Annotated in this window: 11 protein-coding genes and 1 CRISPR repeat array; of the genes, 6 read left to right on the forward strand and 5 right to left on the reverse strand. The window is 73.3% G+C overall.

What is annotated here, in order from left to right; genetic code table 11:
• Window positions 1-1197, forward strand: a complete 1197-nt coding sequence (locus ACFXAM_RS08495) for an agmatine deiminase family protein (protein WP_380288770.1) — start codon at window positions 1-3, stop codon at window positions 1195-1197.
• 52 nt (window positions 1198-1249) lie between these two features.
• Here ACFXAM_RS08495 and ACFXAM_RS08500 read toward each other — a convergent pair whose 3' ends face one another.
• From ACFXAM_RS08500 to ACFXAM_RS08515, 4 genes are all read right to left on the reverse strand, one after another.
• Window positions 1250-2494, reverse strand: a complete 1245-nt coding sequence (locus tag ACFXAM_RS08500) for an agmatine/peptidylarginine deiminase (protein WP_380288772.1) — start codon at window positions 2492-2494, stop codon at window positions 1250-1252.
• 59 nt (window positions 2495-2553) lie between these two features.
• Window positions 2554-3591: an agmatine/peptidylarginine deiminase gene (locus tag ACFXAM_RS08505; RefSeq protein ID WP_380288774.1), complete on the reverse strand. Its 1038-nt coding sequence runs from the start codon at window positions 3589-3591 to the stop codon at window positions 2554-2556.
• A gap of 373 nt (window positions 3592-3964) precedes the next feature.
• Window positions 3965-4298: a CRISPR direct-repeat array (repeat unit 28 nt; unit sequence GAGCAATCCCCGCGTGTGCGGGGCCGAT).
• A gap of 18 nt (window positions 4299-4316) precedes the next feature.
• Window positions 4317-4589 (reverse strand): hypothetical protein, encoded by a 273-nt coding sequence (locus tag ACFXAM_RS08510; RefSeq protein ID WP_380288776.1) that lies wholly within the window; start codon window positions 4587-4589, stop codon window positions 4317-4319.
• 188 nt (window positions 4590-4777) lie between these two features.
• Window positions 4778-6454: a PxKF domain-containing protein gene (locus tag ACFXAM_RS08515; RefSeq protein ID WP_380288778.1), complete on the reverse strand. Its 1677-nt coding sequence runs from the start codon at window positions 6452-6454 to the stop codon at window positions 4778-4780.
• An 893-nt stretch (window positions 6455-7347) separates the two neighbouring features.
• On the opposite strand from ACFXAM_RS08515, the gene ACFXAM_RS08520 reads away from it, so the two are divergent.
• From ACFXAM_RS08520 to ACFXAM_RS08530, 3 genes are read left to right on the forward strand one after another with little or no spacing between them, the layout of a single operon-like run.
• Window positions 7348-8646 (forward strand): glutamine synthetase, encoded by a 1299-nt coding sequence (locus tag ACFXAM_RS08520; protein ID WP_380288780.1) that lies wholly within the window; start codon window positions 7348-7350, stop codon window positions 8644-8646.
• The gene (locus ACFXAM_RS08525) at window positions 8636-9805 is read left to right on the forward strand and encodes an amidohydrolase family protein (protein ID WP_380288782.1); all 1170 of its coding nucleotides are present in this window, start codon (window positions 8636-8638) and stop codon (window positions 9803-9805) included. Before ACFXAM_RS08520 ends, ACFXAM_RS08525 begins: the two co-directional genes overlap by 11 nt.
• Window positions 9798-11015, forward strand: a complete 1218-nt coding sequence (locus ACFXAM_RS08530; RefSeq protein WP_380288784.1) for a M20 family metallopeptidase — start codon at window positions 9798-9800, stop codon at window positions 11013-11015. The genes ACFXAM_RS08525 and ACFXAM_RS08530 overlap by 8 nt, the downstream gene beginning before the upstream one ends.
• A gap of 54 nt (window positions 11016-11069) precedes the next feature.
• Here the strand turns inward: ACFXAM_RS08530 and ACFXAM_RS08535 are convergent, their stop codons facing one another.
• Window positions 11070-11927, reverse strand: a complete 858-nt coding sequence (locus tag ACFXAM_RS08535) for a MurR/RpiR family transcriptional regulator (RefSeq protein ID WP_380288786.1) — start codon at window positions 11925-11927, stop codon at window positions 11070-11072.
• Between the two features lie 229 nt (window positions 11928-12156).
• On the opposite strand from ACFXAM_RS08535, the gene ACFXAM_RS08540 reads away from it, so the two are divergent.
• A complete protein-coding gene (locus ACFXAM_RS08540; RefSeq protein WP_380288788.1) occupies window positions 12157-13503 on the forward strand; it encodes a M20 family metallopeptidase in 1347 nt (448 codons plus the stop codon).
• 163 nt (window positions 13504-13666) lie between these two features.
• Window positions 13667-15112, forward strand: a complete 1446-nt coding sequence (locus tag ACFXAM_RS08545; protein ID WP_380288790.1) for a purine-cytosine permease family protein — start codon at window positions 13667-13669, stop codon at window positions 15110-15112.
• Window positions 15113-15122 lie beyond the last annotated feature (10 nt).

The raw sequence follows: 15122 nt of genomic DNA on the forward strand, positions 1-15122 counted from the left end.
ATGACCCACCGCCGGCCGTCCCGCCGCTCGCTCCTGCGCTCCGGGGCGGCGCTCGCCGCGCTGGCGGTGGCGGGCGGGTGCTCCTCCGGTGGTGGCGGAGGGGGCGAGGAGTCCGGGGCGAGCGGTGCGAGCGGGGCGAGCCCGGGCGGGGGCGCGGCGAGCGGGACGGCGAGCGGGACGGCGAGCGCCGCGCGGGCGATGCCCGCCGAGTCGCGGCCGCACACCCGGACCTTCATGTCCTGGCCGGCCCTGGAGGAGGTGTGGGGTGACCAACTGCCCGGGGTACGGCAGGACATCGCCGGTCTGGCCCGGGCCGTCGCCGGGTTCGAACCCGTCGTCCTGATGGCCCGGCCCGACCAGGCCGCCGAGGCGCGGCAGCTGTGCGGCTCCTCGGTCGAGGTGATCGATCTGATGGTCGACGACCTGTGGGCGCGGGACACCGGCCCGACCTTCGTCACGGGCGGGCCGGGGCTCGCCGGGGTCGACCTCGGATTCAACGGCTGGGGGGACAAGCAGACGCACGCCGCGGACAGCCTGGTCGCCCGCACGCTGCTCGACCACTACGGCATCGCGCGCGTCCAGGCACCGATCATCGGGGAGGGCGGCGGCATCGAGGTGGACGGCGACGGGACGCTGATGGCCACCGAGAGCTGCTGGGTCAACGACAACCGCAATCCCGGCAGGAGCCGGGACCAGATCGAGGCCGCCTTCAAGGAGCTGTTCGGCGTCGAGAAGGTGCTGTGGTTCAAGGGGGTCGCCGGTCAGGACATCACCGACTGCCACATCGACGCCCTCGCCCGGTTCGCCGACCCCGGCACCGTCCTGCTGCACCGCCCGGCCGCCGACACCCCGCCGGACGTCTGGACCACCGCCTCCGACCAGGCCCGGCAGGTCCTCGCGACCGCGACCGACGCGCGCGGGCGGACCCTCAGGGTCGTCGAGCTGCCCGAGCCGGACTTCAACCTGATCGAGGGCTCCGGCAAGGACTTCCTCGCCACCTACCTCAACTACTACGTCTGCAACGGCGGCGTCATCGTGCCCCGCTTCGGCGACAAGGCCGCCGACGACCGCGCCGTCGGCATCATCGGCGACCTCCACCCCGGGCGGAAGGTCACCCAGCTGAGCATCGACCACATCGCCTCCGGCGGCGGGGGCATCCACTGCGCGACGCAGCAGCAGCCCGCCGCCGCCTCGTGAGGCCGGCGTTCCGGTCGGCCGAGGCCGGTACTCCGGTCGGCCGACGCTCCGGTCAGCCGACGGCGGGGATGTCGTGGGTGGCGCAGTGGATGCCGCCACCACCGGAGGCGATCGCGTCGATCTTCACGGGGACGATCTCGCGGTCGGGGAAGTGCTGCTTGAGGATCTGCTGGGCGCGGTCGTCGGCCCGGGCGTCGCCGAACCTCGGCAGGTAGACGCCCTTCGAGCCGATGTAGAAGTTCATGTAGGAGGAGACGAAGGCGTCGCCGTGCCCGGTGATCCGGTCCGGGTCGGGCTGCTGGAGTTCGATGACCTCCAGCTTCCTGCCACGGGCGTCGGTGGCCCCCGCCAGGACGGACCGGGCCTGGTCGGCCGAGCGGGACCAGACGTCGGACGGGGTGCCGGGGAAGGCCTGGTCGAGCAGGACGACGCCGGGGGCGACGAAGCGGGTGAGGCAGTCGACGTGGGCGACGGTGATGTCCTCGCCCTTCACCCCGGCCAGCCAGATGACCTTCGTGACGCCGAGGAGCGTCTTCAGCTCGGCCTCGATCCGGTCGCGGCTCATGCCCCGGTTGCGGTTGTCGTTGACGATGGAGCTCTCGGTGATCAGCAGCGTGCCCTGGCCGTCCGTCTCGAAGGACCCGCCCTCGGCCACCAGCCCGGTCCCGATGCGCTCGATGCCGTACGAGGCCAGCACGGCACGGGCGACCTTGCTGTCGTTGGCGTGCGGCTTCTGCTTGCCGCCCCAGCCGTTGAAGTTGAAGTCGACGCCCTTGACCTTTCCGCCCTCCTCGACGAACACGGGCACGGTGTCGCGGGCCCACAGGTCGTCGACGGGGATCGGGACGACCTCGACCGCCGAGCCGCAGGCCTTCCGCGCGGCGTCCCGCTGCTCGGGGCGGGCCATCAGGACGACCGGCTCGCGGGCGGCGACGGCCTGGGCGAGGGCGGCGATGTCCTTGCGGACGTCCGGGAGCTGATCGCCCCAGACGTCCTCGGAGGCCGGCCAGGACATCACCGTGCGGACGTGCTTCTCCCACTCCGCGCCGAGGCGGCGCCCGCCGGAGGTGGCGGGGGTGCCGGGGGCGCCGGGGGCGCCGGGCTGCGGGGGCGCCGCGGGGGTGCTCCCGCCGGTGGGGTCGGCGGAGGGGCCGCCGGGGCCGCCGGGGCCGCCGGTGGGGGTGTCGGCGGGGGCGTCGGGGTCGTCGAGGGCGGAGCAGGCGGTCAGACCAGCAGCGAGCAGGCTCGCACCGGCGAGGGAGCGCAGCAGGGTACGGCGGGGCAGGGCGGTGGGCATGGGGGTCTTCCGTCCGGGGGTGGGCGCGGGACTTCGAGCGGGGCGTCGGGTGCTGCCGGCTACGGCAGCGGTTCGTGCATGGTCGAGCAGTGGATGCCACCGCCCCCGGCCATCAGGCGGTCGACGTCGAGCTGCACCACCTCGCGGCCGGGGAAGGCCGCCGCGAGCGCCTCCTTCGCGGCGGCGTCCTTGTAGCGGTCGCCGAACCGGGCCGTGATGACACCGCCGTTGACGACGTGGAAGTTGAGGTAGGAGTCGACGAACGTCGTGCTGCGGGAGCGGACGCTGTCCGGGCCCTGCACGGGGATGACCTGGAGGCGGCGGCCCCGGGCGTCGGTGGCGGCCGACAGGATGGCGAACTGCTCGCGCGCGTCCCGCGCCCAGGCGTCGTCGCGTCCCGCCGGCGGCAGCTGGACCATCACCACGCCGGGCCGGATGAACCGGGAGGTGACGTCGACGTGGTCGTCGGTGATGTCCTGGCCCTTGATCCCGGGCAGCCAGATCATGGTGTCGGCGCCGTAGGCCTCCAGGACGGCGTCCTCGATCTCGTCCCGGCTCATGCCGCGGTTGCGGTTCTTGTTGACCAGGCTGCTCTCGGTGGCCATCACGGTGCCGTCCCCGTCGGTCTCGATCGCGCCGCCCTCGCCGACGAAGTCCGCGTAGGAGTGGCGCAGGCCGCGGAGGGTGGCGAGGCGCTCGGCGACGCGGGCGTCGTCGTGGTGGACCTGCTTGTTGCCCCAGCCGTTGAAGTTGAGGACGACGGCCTCCAGGCCGCCGTGCCCGTCCCGGCGGAACACCGGGGCGATGTCGCGCATCCACAGGTCGTCGGTGGGGATCGCGGTCGTCACCTCCACCTCCGAGCCGCACCAGGACCTGGCCTTCTTCGCCGTGTGGTCGTCGGGGGCGCACATGACCACCGGCTCGAACTCGGCGATCGTGCTCGCGATCAGTGCGATGTCCTCCTGGATCCCGCCGAGGCGCAGCCCCCACACGCCCCGGCGGGAGGGCCAGGACATCCAGGTCCGCGCGTGCGGGACGTCGTCGGCGGGGACCCAGGGGCAGGCCTCGGTGGAACGGTCGTCGCGGTAGTGGGTCACCAGGTCTCCAGATCGTGCGGTGGTACGGGGGTACGGTCGTGCGGACGCCTCCGGCGCCCGGGACCCGTCGTCGGGAAGGATGCTCCGCCGCGTCGGCTCCTCGCGTCGTGGCGCACCGGCGCAACGACGGGAACGAGCCGTCGGCAGTACCCCGACCCCGGAATCAGCGTCGCACTGACTGAAAAGTCAGTCAAACCGAGGGGTGCGCGGTGACGGATCCGGGAACAGTGGTGCACGCAGCGCTACGCCGCGCCCTGGCGCTGCGGCTGCCGCTGCCGCCGTCAGGACCCGAGCCGGGCCACCTCGGCCCCGACGGCGTCGGCCATGAGCGTCCGGGCGTGCGCCAACGGGAGGCTGCCACCGAGCCAGCGGGGAGCAATCCCCGCGTGTGCGGGGCCGATGCCCGGCAGCCCCCATCCGTCCTCGGGGCCGTAGGAGCAATCCCCGCGTGTGCGGGGCCGATCCCGAATTGAACCCGTGTCTATTCCGGACCCTAGAGCAATCCCCGCGTGTGCGGGGCCGATCCGTACTCCACGGCCGTGGCATGCTTCGCCGTGGAGCAATCCCCGCGTGTGCGGGGCCGATAGGCCGACATCAAGGGCAGGGCGGTCCTCACCCGAGCAATCCCCGCGTGTGCGGGGCCGATTGGGGTCCGGGGACCCGGGACAGCCTGGCGCGAGAGCAATCCCCGCGTGTGCGGGGCCGATACTTCGTGACCTGCGAGTCTATCGGCGGGATCGGGCTGAGAGAATCAGTCCGTCGGCAGCGTGGCCGACCCGGGCCCGGTGACGAACGGCGGGGAGCATGACCGGGTAGTAGGTTCCGTCGGCCAGTTCCCGGATGACGCTCGTCATGGCCGGGACGCTGATCTCGCAATCGCCGTCGTGGCCCAGAGCGCGTGCGCCGCCTTGGCGCGGGTCCCAGCGGTCGTTGTCGGCAGCCAGAGCCCTGGGCCGGTCCGCGTAGCGGGCGGCATGAGGGCCGAGGTCGGCGAGCATGCGCAGGGACTCCGGGTCCCGGGCTCCGACGCGGCGGACGCCTCGTCGGTCGAGTCGGCGGGGCCGGATGTCCGTGGCGGCCGTGGCTGCCACGGACATCCGGCTCGGTGACGGTCGCCGGGATTGGTCGACCGGCCCGGCTGCCCCAGCGGGGCCGGGGCCGGGGCCGGTGTGCCGTTGGCGGGTGGTCAGTTGAGGCGGAACAGGGCCGTGTGGGTGGTGCCGTCGGTCAGGCCCAGGGTGAACAGCCGGCAGGTTCCGGCGTGGGAGGCGGAGGTCTTCCACACATAGGTGTAGGTGTCGGTCGCCGCCTCGTACCGCAGTCCGCTGTTCCCCGGGGTGCCGGCCGGTGCGGGCGCGCCGAGGGGTTGGCCGGTGGTGCAGTCGATCTCCCGGGCGGTCGGGTAGCCGCGGGCGATGACGGCCGGGCCGCGGTCGCCGCCCAGCGAGAACTTCATCGGGAACGCCCTTCCGGCGTGGCCCTGGTTGACGGCGGGCGGATCGGCGACCGGTGGACGGAAGCCGCTGAAGGGGTACTCGTAGGTGTACCGGGCCGCACCGGTGACGGCGCTGGTGCCGGCGGGGGTGGCCACCGTGATGTCCACCGCGCCGGCGGTCCCCGGCGGCGCGGTCGCCCGGACGGTGAAGTCGTCGACGACGGTGACGCCGGTCGCCGGTGTGGTGCCGAACAGGACCGTCCTGGTGCCGGCCAGGTGGGTGCCGGTGATCGTGACGGTGCCGCCGCCGGCCGCAGGGCCGTGGCCGGGGCGCACCCCGGCCACGGTGGGCGCGACGGTGGCCGTGGCCAGACCGTACGGGTTCTTCCCCGTGGCGGCGGTCGCGGTGACGGTGCGGGTGGCGGTGTCGATCACCGACACCGTGTCGGCCCGGCCGTTGGTCACGTAGGCGACGCCGCCGGCCGGATCGGCCAGCACGCCGACAGGCGTGGCGCCGACCGCGATGGTGTCGCTGACGGTGCCGCTCGCAGTGTCGATCACCGACACCGTGTTGGCGTTCTGGTTCGCCACGTAGGCGAGGGCGCCGTCGGGGGCGATCGACACGCTCCCGGGGCCGGACCCGACGGCGATGGTGGCGGTGATCGTGTTGCTCGCGGTGTCGATGACGGACACGTTCCCGCTGTTGAAGTTCGCGGTGTAGGCGCGGCTGCCGTCGGGGGTGACCGCCACGGCGGCCGGGCTTCGGACGCCGGGGCCGGCGATGGAGGCGATCAGCGTGTCGTTGGCGGTGTCGATCACCGAGACGGAGTCGCCGAGGAGGTTCGCGACGTAGGCGCGCGCCCCGTCGGGCGTCAGCGCGATGCCGAACGGCTGGCTGCCGACCAGGACGGTCGTGGTGACCGTCCTGGTGGCGGTGTCGATGACGTCCACGCCGCCGGTGCGCGGGTTGACATAGTGCCCGACGTAGGCGCGCGAGCCGTCCGGGGAGAACGCCACCGGGCCGGGCAGCCGGCCGACCGGGATGGTCGCGGCGACCGCGTTGGAGGCGGTGTCGATCACCGACACGGTGTTGCTGCCGTCGTTGACGACGTAGGCCTGAGTGCCGTCCGGGGAGACCGCCACCCCCTCGGGGGCGGTGCCGACCGGAATGGTCGCCACGGCCGCATTGGTCGACGGGTCGTACGCCGTGACGGAGTTGCCACGCAGGTTGGCGACGTAGACCAGCCGGTGCGCGGGGCTCCCGGCGGTGGCGTGCGCCGGGGACGCGGGCGCGGCGGGGGCCGCGGGCGCGAGCACGCCCAGAGCGGCGAGCGCGCCGGCCAGCGCGGCGGCCGCCGCCCGGTGCCGCGACCGCCGATGACGACGGGCCCCCGGGGGTGCGTCCGGTTCGCTGCGGATCACTGTCATGCGAGTCCACCTCTCCGCGTGACACACCGGCCGACGGCCCGTCCCGCGCGAGAGGCCGCCACTCGCCGATCGGCGTGCGAATCAGTCTGACGATGAGCCGGTCGGCCACCGGGCCGCCTCGGGAAGCTTGACCGCCCGGGCCGGGCCGCACCAGGGCGCACGAACGCCACGGCGTGCGCCGGGCGCGCGCCCCGCCTCCCGCACAGCGCCACCGCTCCGCGTTCAGTCGCATTCGACGAGGGATTCCCGCTCGGTCTCCTGCGACCGTGGAGCCGGGCGACCACGGCTCCGAGGCTGAGTACGGGGCGGTCACGCACCGGGAGCAATCCCCGCACGTGCGGGGCCGATTCGTCCACGTAGACGACGGCTCCGGGCTTGGTGGAGCAATCCCCGCGCGTGCGGGGCCGGTCCGGTCTTCGACAGGTCGATGGTGCTGACCTCGGAGCAATCCCCGCGCGTGCGGAGCCGATCGGCTGATGGACGACTTCGGCGCCCCGCCGGTGGAGCAATCCCCGCGCGTGCGGGGCCGATGTCGTGGACCAGGCGGTGAACTTCCAGTCGCCGGAGCAATCCCCGCGTGTGCGGGGCCGATTCGCGAGCCGACGAGCCAGCGGCCTCGTGGTAGGAGCAATCCCCGCGTGTGCGGGGCCGATACGGCGGCGGGGACCGACGCGAGCAGCGGCAAGGAGCAATCCCCGCGTGTGCGGGGCCGATGCTTCGTGACCTGCGAGTGTATCGGCGGGATCGGGCTCAGAGGATCAGTCCGTCGAACTCGACTCGCTCGTCTCACGAGCAGGCAGATGAAACGAAGATTCCACACCAAGCACCCTTGACCATGTCTGAAATGTTTGTAACTCTCGACGCGGGAACGTGGCCCGAACGAAGAGGTAGACATGAGTTCTTCACCCACCACGGTGTTCGTGGCGACCAATGACCTGTCCGGCTTCACCCGGGGGCGTGCCGCGCCGGGCAATGCGGCGGACGGGGTGCTGCGGCGTGGGCTGGGATGGGTTCCGGCCGATCTGGCGGTGACGGCGTTCGGGGAGGTCGCGCCGAATCCGTTCGGCTCGACCGGGGACCTGAAGTTGCTGCCGGCCGAGTCCAGCGGGGTGGACATCCCCGCCCGGGGCGACCTGCCGGGAGTGCGGCTGTACCTCGCCGACCAGGTGCTGCCGGACGGCACGCCGTGGGAGAACTGTCCGCGCGGCTTCGCCCGCAGGGCGCTCGACGACCTGCGGCGGGCCACCGGACTGGAGGTGGTGGCCACCTTCGAGCACGAGTTCATGATCCCGGGACTCGACAGCGGCGCCCCGTTCTCCTTCGCCCGGTTCCGGTCCGCCGAGCCGTTCGGCAGCGAGCTGGTGTCGCTGCTGGACCGGATGGGGCTCGAACCGGAGACCTGGCTGCCGGAGTTCGGCACCGACCAGTACGAGATCACCCTGCGCCCCTCGGACGGCATGACCGCCGCGGACCGCGCGGTCGTCCTGCGGGAGGTGGTCCGGGACCTCGCGTCGCAGTACGGGCACCGGGCCACGTTCGCGCCGCTGCTGCACCCCGAGGGCAGCGGCAACGGCGTGCACGTCCACCTCTCGCTGCGCGACGCGGCGACCGGGCGGCCGGTCCTGTTCGACGCCTCCCGTCCCGGCGGGCTCTCCGAGCTGGGCGGGCGGTTCAGCGCGGGGATCCTCCGGCACGCGCGGGCGCTGCTCTCGTTCACGGCGGGCAGTCCCAGTTCGTACCTGCGTCTGACACCCCACCGCTGGAGCTCCGCCGGGGTGTTCCTGGCCGAGCGCAACCGGGAGGCGCTGCTGCGGATCTGCCCGACGAGCAGCCTGGGCGGCGGCGTGGCCGCCGACCAGTTCAACCTGGAGTACCGCGCCGCGGACGCGACGGCCAACCCGTGGCTGGTCCTCGGCGTGCTGGTCCGGGCCGGACTGCGCGGGCTGGAGGCGGACTACGCGCAGCCCCGGGTCTGGCCCGAGGAGGCCGGGGAGGCGGACCTCGCGGAGGTCCCCTCCCTGCCCGGCGGGCTGGAGGAGGCGCTCCTCGAACTCGACAAGGACGACGTGGTGTCCGGCTGGTTCTCCGCCGAGCTGCTGGAGACCCACCGCTCGGTGAAACGGTCGGAGCTGGCCGCGGTCGCGGGTCTGGACGAGCGGGACGTGTGCGGGCGGGTCGCCGATGTCTACTGAGCAGACGGCCACCGGGAGGACGCCCACCGAGCTGCGCCGCCGCATCGCCGCGCTACCGCTGGTCGACCACCACGTCCACGCCCCGCTCGCCTCGCCGGTGACCCGGGGGCAGTTCGAGACGCTGATCACCGAATCCGACCGCCCCCTGCCGGCCGGGGTCACCCAGTTCGACTCGCAGATCGGCTTCGCGATCCGCCGCCACTGCGCACCGCTGCTCGGCCTGCCCGCGCACGCGTCGGCGGAGGCGTACTGGAGCGCGCGGTCCGAGCGCACCCCGGAAGAACTGTCGGACCTCTTCCTCGCCGGGGCCGGCGTCAGCGACTGGCTGCTGGACACCGGCTTCAAGAGCGACGAGCTGCTGTCGCCCGGCACGCTCGCCGGGCGCCTGCCCGCCCGGTTCTCCGAGATCGTGCGCCTGGAGACCGTTCTTGAGGACGTCGCGCCGACGAGCAGCGCCGCGCGTCTCGCCGAGGACTTCCGGGCGGCGCTCGCCGGGGCCACCGCATCGGCGGTCGGCCTGAAGTCGATCATCGCCTACCGCTACGGCTTCGACTTCGCCCCCGCCCGCCCCTCCGCCCGGGAGGTGGAACGGGCGGCCGGTGCCTGGCTGCGCGACCTGGCGGCGGGCGCCCCCGTCCGCGTGACCGACCCGGTGCTGCTGCGCATGGCGCTGTGGACGGGCGTGGACACCGGTCTGCCCCTGCAGTTGCACGCCGGGTACGGCGACCCCGACCTGGATCTGCGGCGGTGCGACCCGCTGCTGCTGATGCCCTGGCTGAAGGAGATCGAGGGCGCCGGAAGCGATGTCGTGCTGCTGCACTGCTACCCGTTCCACCGCAACGCCGGCTTCCTCGCCCAGGTGTTCCCGCACGTCCACTTCGACGTCGGCCTGGGCGTGAACTACACGGGCGCCGCCTCCACCGCCGTCGTCGCCGAGAGCCTCGAACTGGCCCCCTTCACCAAGGTGCTGTACTCCTCCGACGCCTGGGGACCGCCCGAACTGCACCACCTCGGCGCGGTGCTCTGGCGGCGCGGCATGTCCCGGGCGCTCGGCGCCTGGGTCGAGGAGGGCGAGTGGGCCGAGGCCGACGCCGTGCGCGTCGCGACGATGATCGGACGCACCAACGCGCAGCGCCTCTACGGACTGCCGCATGACTGACCCGGACACCTGCGACGCCCTGTGGTCCGCCCTGGACCGGCACCTCCCCGCGGCGCTCGACCTGAGGCGCCGGCTGCACCGCGAACCCGATCTGTCGGGTGACGAGGCGTCGACCCGGGACACGGTGCTGGCCGCGCTGCCGGGGGCCGGTGCGGCGGTGAAGGCGGCCGAGACCGGTGCCGTGCTGCGCATCGGCGGGCCGGGACCGGCGATCGGCGTGCGCGGGGAGATGGACGCGCTGCCCGTCACCGAGGAGACCGGTGTCGGCTGGGCGTCGGCCCGCCCGGGCGTCATGCACGCGTGCGGTCATGACGCCCACCTCGCCGCACTCGTCGCCGTGGCGGGCGCGCTGGCCGAGACCGGGCCTCCGGTCCCGCTGCTCGCCGTGTTGCAGCCGCGCGAGGAGACCTACCCGTCCGGGGCACGGGACATCACCACCAGCGGCGTCCTCGACGCCGAGCGGTGCGCCGCCATGGTGGGCGTCCACGTCCAGCCGCTGCTGGCCCGGGGCGAGGTGGCGTGCACCGCGGGGGGCGTCAACGGCTCGTCCGACGAGTTCGAGATCGTCGTGCGGGGCAGGCCCGGACACGCCGCGTACCCGCACCTGACCAACGACGCGCTGCTGGCGCTGGCCGAGATCGTCGTCGCGCTCCAGAGCGTGGTGAGCCGGTCCGTCGATCCGATGGCTCCCGCCGTCGTGGGAGTGTCGTCGTTCGCGGCGGGCAACGCCGCGAACGTGATCGCCGGCACGGCGCGGGCGACCGGCACCGTCCGGGCGCTGGCGTCCTCGACCCGGGAGCTGATCCACCGGCGGATCACGGAGGTCGCCGAGTCCGTCGCGCGGGCCCACGCCTGCACCGCGGCGGTGACCCTCACCCACGGGGAGCCCGTGCTGGAGAACGACCCGGCCCTGGTGCGGAGCATCACGCACGCACTGGAGCGCCGGGGGGTCGCGGTCTCCGGGAACCTGCGCTCCCTGGGCTCGGACGACTTCTCGTACTTCTGCGAACGCGTGCCCTCGGTCATGCTGTTCGTCGGCACCGGGACGTCCGAGCCGCTGCACTCCTCGCGCTTCCTGCCCGAGGACGCGGACGTCCGCGCGCTCGCCACCGCCCTGATGGCGGGGTACCTCGGAACGGCTGCCGCCCTGAAGGACGGCGCCGGGGCCCCGGGGGGCCACGCCGGCGCCCCGGGGGTGCCGGCCGGATAGCGCGGCCGCGGCGGCGACCGGCCCCGGAGCGGGACGGCGCACCCGGCCGTGCGGTCAGGCGCGCTCGGTCGCCGTCTCGAACCGTTCCATGCGCTCCCGGCCCGCCGCGCCCACCGCGTCCGTCACCGCGGCCACCAGGCTCTCGCAGAGCGCCATCGCGGCCACGAGGGAGTCGAAGGGCGAGGTGGACTGCACCCGCGCCGGGAGGACGACCTTGGCCAGCTTGGCGATGGGCGAGAGCCAGTTGTCCGTCATCAGGCACACGGTGGCGCCCCGGGCCGCCATTCCCTCACTGAAACGGAGGCTGGACTCGCTGTAGCGGCGGTAGTCGAGGACGAGCAGCACCGTGCCGGCGTCGGCGTCGGCGAGTGCCCGGCGACGCTCCATCTCCTCCTGGCCGATCACGTCGACGTCCGCGCGCAGCTGCCACAGGTGGATGACCAGGTACTCGGCCAGGAGCCGGCTGAACCGGCCCCCGGTCACGCGTACGCTCCGGGCCGGATCGCCGAGGAGCCTGACCAGGGTGGCGAACTCCGACTCCGGCAGCTCCGCGTAGGTGGCCTCCAGCACCTGCGCGAAGGCCCGCTGCGTCTCCGGCAGCACGCCCTTCGCGGAGACCGGCGCCTTCTCGGCGTACTGCTTCACCGGGGAGCCCAGTTCCCCGTTCAGCTCGTGGACCAGGGCGCGCTGGAAGGCCGGGAATCCGGAGAAGCCGAGCCGGGTGACGAAGCGGACCACCGTCGCCGAGCTCACGCCGGCACCGGCGGCCAGGTCGGCGACGGTGGTGAGGCCGGCCGTGGGGTACTGGGCCAGCACCGCGCGCGCGACCTTGCGTTCGCCGTTGCTGAGTCCGTCCATGGCGGAGAGCAGCAGCTTCCGCACCGACGCGTGCCCCCCCGGTATCATCTCCATTTCTCCAGGCTACCAAAACCGGTCCCACTGAAACATTCGTTACACGCGCCCGTCGACGCCGAACCACGCCGCGCGCAGGCCACTTGACGATCCCTGGATGTAACGTCTGTTTCGAAATCGGCTATTGACAGGCGAAACCTACCGCCTGTTTCATTCTGGCCAAGCGGCGAGGCCCGGCACCGAGACGGTCGCGGGCGCCGCACCTTCCGAGCGCGCCAATGGAGGCGTCATGAGCTCCCCCGAAGAAACTTCCCGCTTGAACCGGCTGCTGTCCGTCGTCGACGGACTGCGCGACGAGATGACGGCGAGCCTGCAGGAGCTGGTCCGGATCCCGTCCGTGAGCCCGAAGTACCCAGGAATCGAGTACAAGGAGCACGTCGGCCGGGAAGGCGAGGCGACCGCGCTGCTCGCCGACCTCTACCGCCGCGCCGGGGCATCGGTGGACGTCTTCGCCGTGGAGGCGGGCCGCGAGAACGCCGTCGGCCGGATCGCCGGCCGGGGCGGCGGCAGCTCGCTGCTCTTCAACGGTCATGTGGACGTCGTCCCCGGCGGGGATCCGGCCGGGTGGGCCAAGGCCCCGCCGTTCTCCGGCGAAGTCGTGGGTTCCCGGATGTACGGCCGCGGGACCACCGACCAGAAGTCCGGGCTGGTCGCCCAGGCCTATGCCGCGATCGCCCTGCGCGAGGCCGGGATCGAGCTCGGTGGAGAGCTGCAACTGCAGGCCGTGGTCGGGGAGGAGACCGGTGACCACGCCTGCGGGACGGGCGCGGTGGTCGAGCGCGGGTACGTCGCGGACGCCGCGGTGGTCTCGGAGCCGAGCGCGCCGCCCACCCCGCTGTCGATCGTGGTCGCCAGCCCCGGACTGCTGTGGTTCTCGGTCACGGTCGAGGGCAAGAAGGTGCACGGCTCCATGCGCGGCGCCACCGTCCACCCCACCCAGCCCGGCGACGCGATCGGCGTGAACGCCATCGACAAGGTCTTCCTCGTCTACCGGGCGCTGCGCGCGCTGGAGGACGAGTGGGCCCGCACCCAGCGGCACGACCTCTGGTACAACGGCCACTTCTCCCTGCTGCCCGGTGCCATGCGCGGCGGCCCCGGTGACCTGACCGTCCCGTTCGCCCTGTCCGACACGGCCACCATCGAGTACGGGGTCATGTACCACCCCGAGCGCTCCCCGGAGGACGTGCGGGCCGAGATCCAGGCCGTCATCGACCGTGCGGCCGACGCCGATCCGTGGCTGCGCGAGCACCGCCCGCACTGCGAGTGGAAGCTCAACTGGGACCCGTTCGTCACCTCGCCCGACGACAGCATCAGCCAGTCCGTCGCCGGCGCCTACCGGACCGCGGCCCGGGGCACCGGCTTCTCCGACCAGCCCTCCTACACCGGGCTCTACGGCGTGTGCGACGCGACCGTGTTCACCCGGACCGGTGTGCCGTCCGTCGTCTTCGGCCCCGGCGACCTGCGCGTCGCCCACGGCAACGACGAGTACGTCGACCTCGACGAGGTCTGGCTCGCGGCCCGCACCTACGCCGTCCTCGCCACCCGCTGGTGCGGCACCGCCTCCCCCGCGTCCTGACCCGTACGGGTCCCTCCCCCCTCGCGGGGCCGCCTCCCCCACCCGTGCGGGGCACCCCGCCCCCGGACCCCGGTCCGGGGCGCCGGGGTGCATCCCCGCCCGCGAGGCGTCGCCCCCCGCTCTCCTCCGTCCCCTCCCCCGCGCCCCAGACCGGAGGCCCCCCATGCCCACCGACGTTCCCGGTGCACGAAGCCCCGAAGACGGACAGCCCGACGCCTACCGCCAGCCGAAGGGCGTGGAGCGCTACGGCGTCGAACCCGTCCCGGACGACCAGCGCACCGTGCGCTGGTACGACCTGTTCCAGATCATCTTCAACGTGATGCTCAACCCCGGCCTCATCCTCATCGGCGGACTCGCCGTGGTCTCGGGGCTCTCGTTCTGGGCCGCGGTCACCGCCCAGGTGCTGGGCGTCCTCATCGCCTTCTGCGCCTACACCGTCATGGCCACCGTCGGCGTCGACTACGGCCTGCCCGGGATCGTGTCGACCCGGGCGTTCCTCGGCATCGCGGCCTCCCGCTGGCTGGTCTCCCTGCTGCGCGCCGTCAGCTCGGCCTTCTGGTTCGCCTTCCAGACGCTGGCCGGCGCCATGGGCATCCTGGCCGTGCTCGACGCGTGGCTCGGGGTGAAGCCCCCGCTCATCGCCGTCAGCCTCGCCTTCGCGGTGCTCCAGGCGTCCGTCGCGCTCTTCGGCTACGGGTCCCTCAAGTGGCTGTCGAAGGTGGCCTTCCCCGTCAAGCTCGTGATCCTCGGCTACCTCCTGTGGCTGCTCGCCAACCACCGGGCGCCGGGGTTCGCGCCGAGCGAGGTGTTCTCCTACTCCGGTTCGGCCGGCTGGAAGTGGGCGGTGTTCGCGGTGTGGGTGAACGCCGTCGCGGCGGCGTGGTTCAGCCAGGTGACGGACGCGGCCGACTACTGCCGCTACTCGAAGTCCCGCAAGGACATGTGGATCGGCACCATGGCCGCCGCCCTGCTCGGAACGGCCGGATCCGCCTTCTTCGGCGCCTACGCCGCCGCCGCGAGCCTCGGCACGACGGCGAACGCCTTCGAGGTGATCCCCGGTCTCGGCGTCGGCCCGGTCACGCTGGTGCTCGTGCTGGTCGTGCTGCTCCTGGACAACTGGACGGTCAACGTGCTGAACGTCTACACGGGCGGCCTGGCGCTGGCGAACCTCGCCACCCGGCTGGGGCGCTTCTGGTCGACCCTGGTGGTCGCCGCCGCGGGAACGGCCCTGGCCGCCTTCCCCGCGCTCATCGACGGCTTCAACGACTCCATGTCGGCGATGGGCAACGTCTTCGCCCCCCTCGTCGGTGTGATCCTGGCCGACTACGTCGTCATCAAGCGCGGCCGCCTCGACGTGCCGGCCCTCTTCGACCCGCACGGGCCCTACCGCTACACCGGCGGCGTGAACGTCCTCGCCCTCGCCTGGTCGGCACTCGGCGCCCTGGCCTTCCTCGCCCTGCCCGACACGGTGCTGCCGATCCCCCTCGTGGCGCTCGCCAGCGGTGTCGGGTACGTGCTCACGGTCAGGATGCTCCCGGCCCGGCCGGAGCGCACCGCGCCGCGGGTGGATGCGCCCGGGGAGCGCGGGCTGCCCGTGCACAGCTCCTGACCCCCGGGGC

It is taken from the genome of Kitasatospora sp. NPDC059462 (assembly GCF_042749955.1).
GTDB lineage: Bacteria > Actinomycetota > Actinomycetes > Streptomycetales > Streptomycetaceae > Kitasatospora.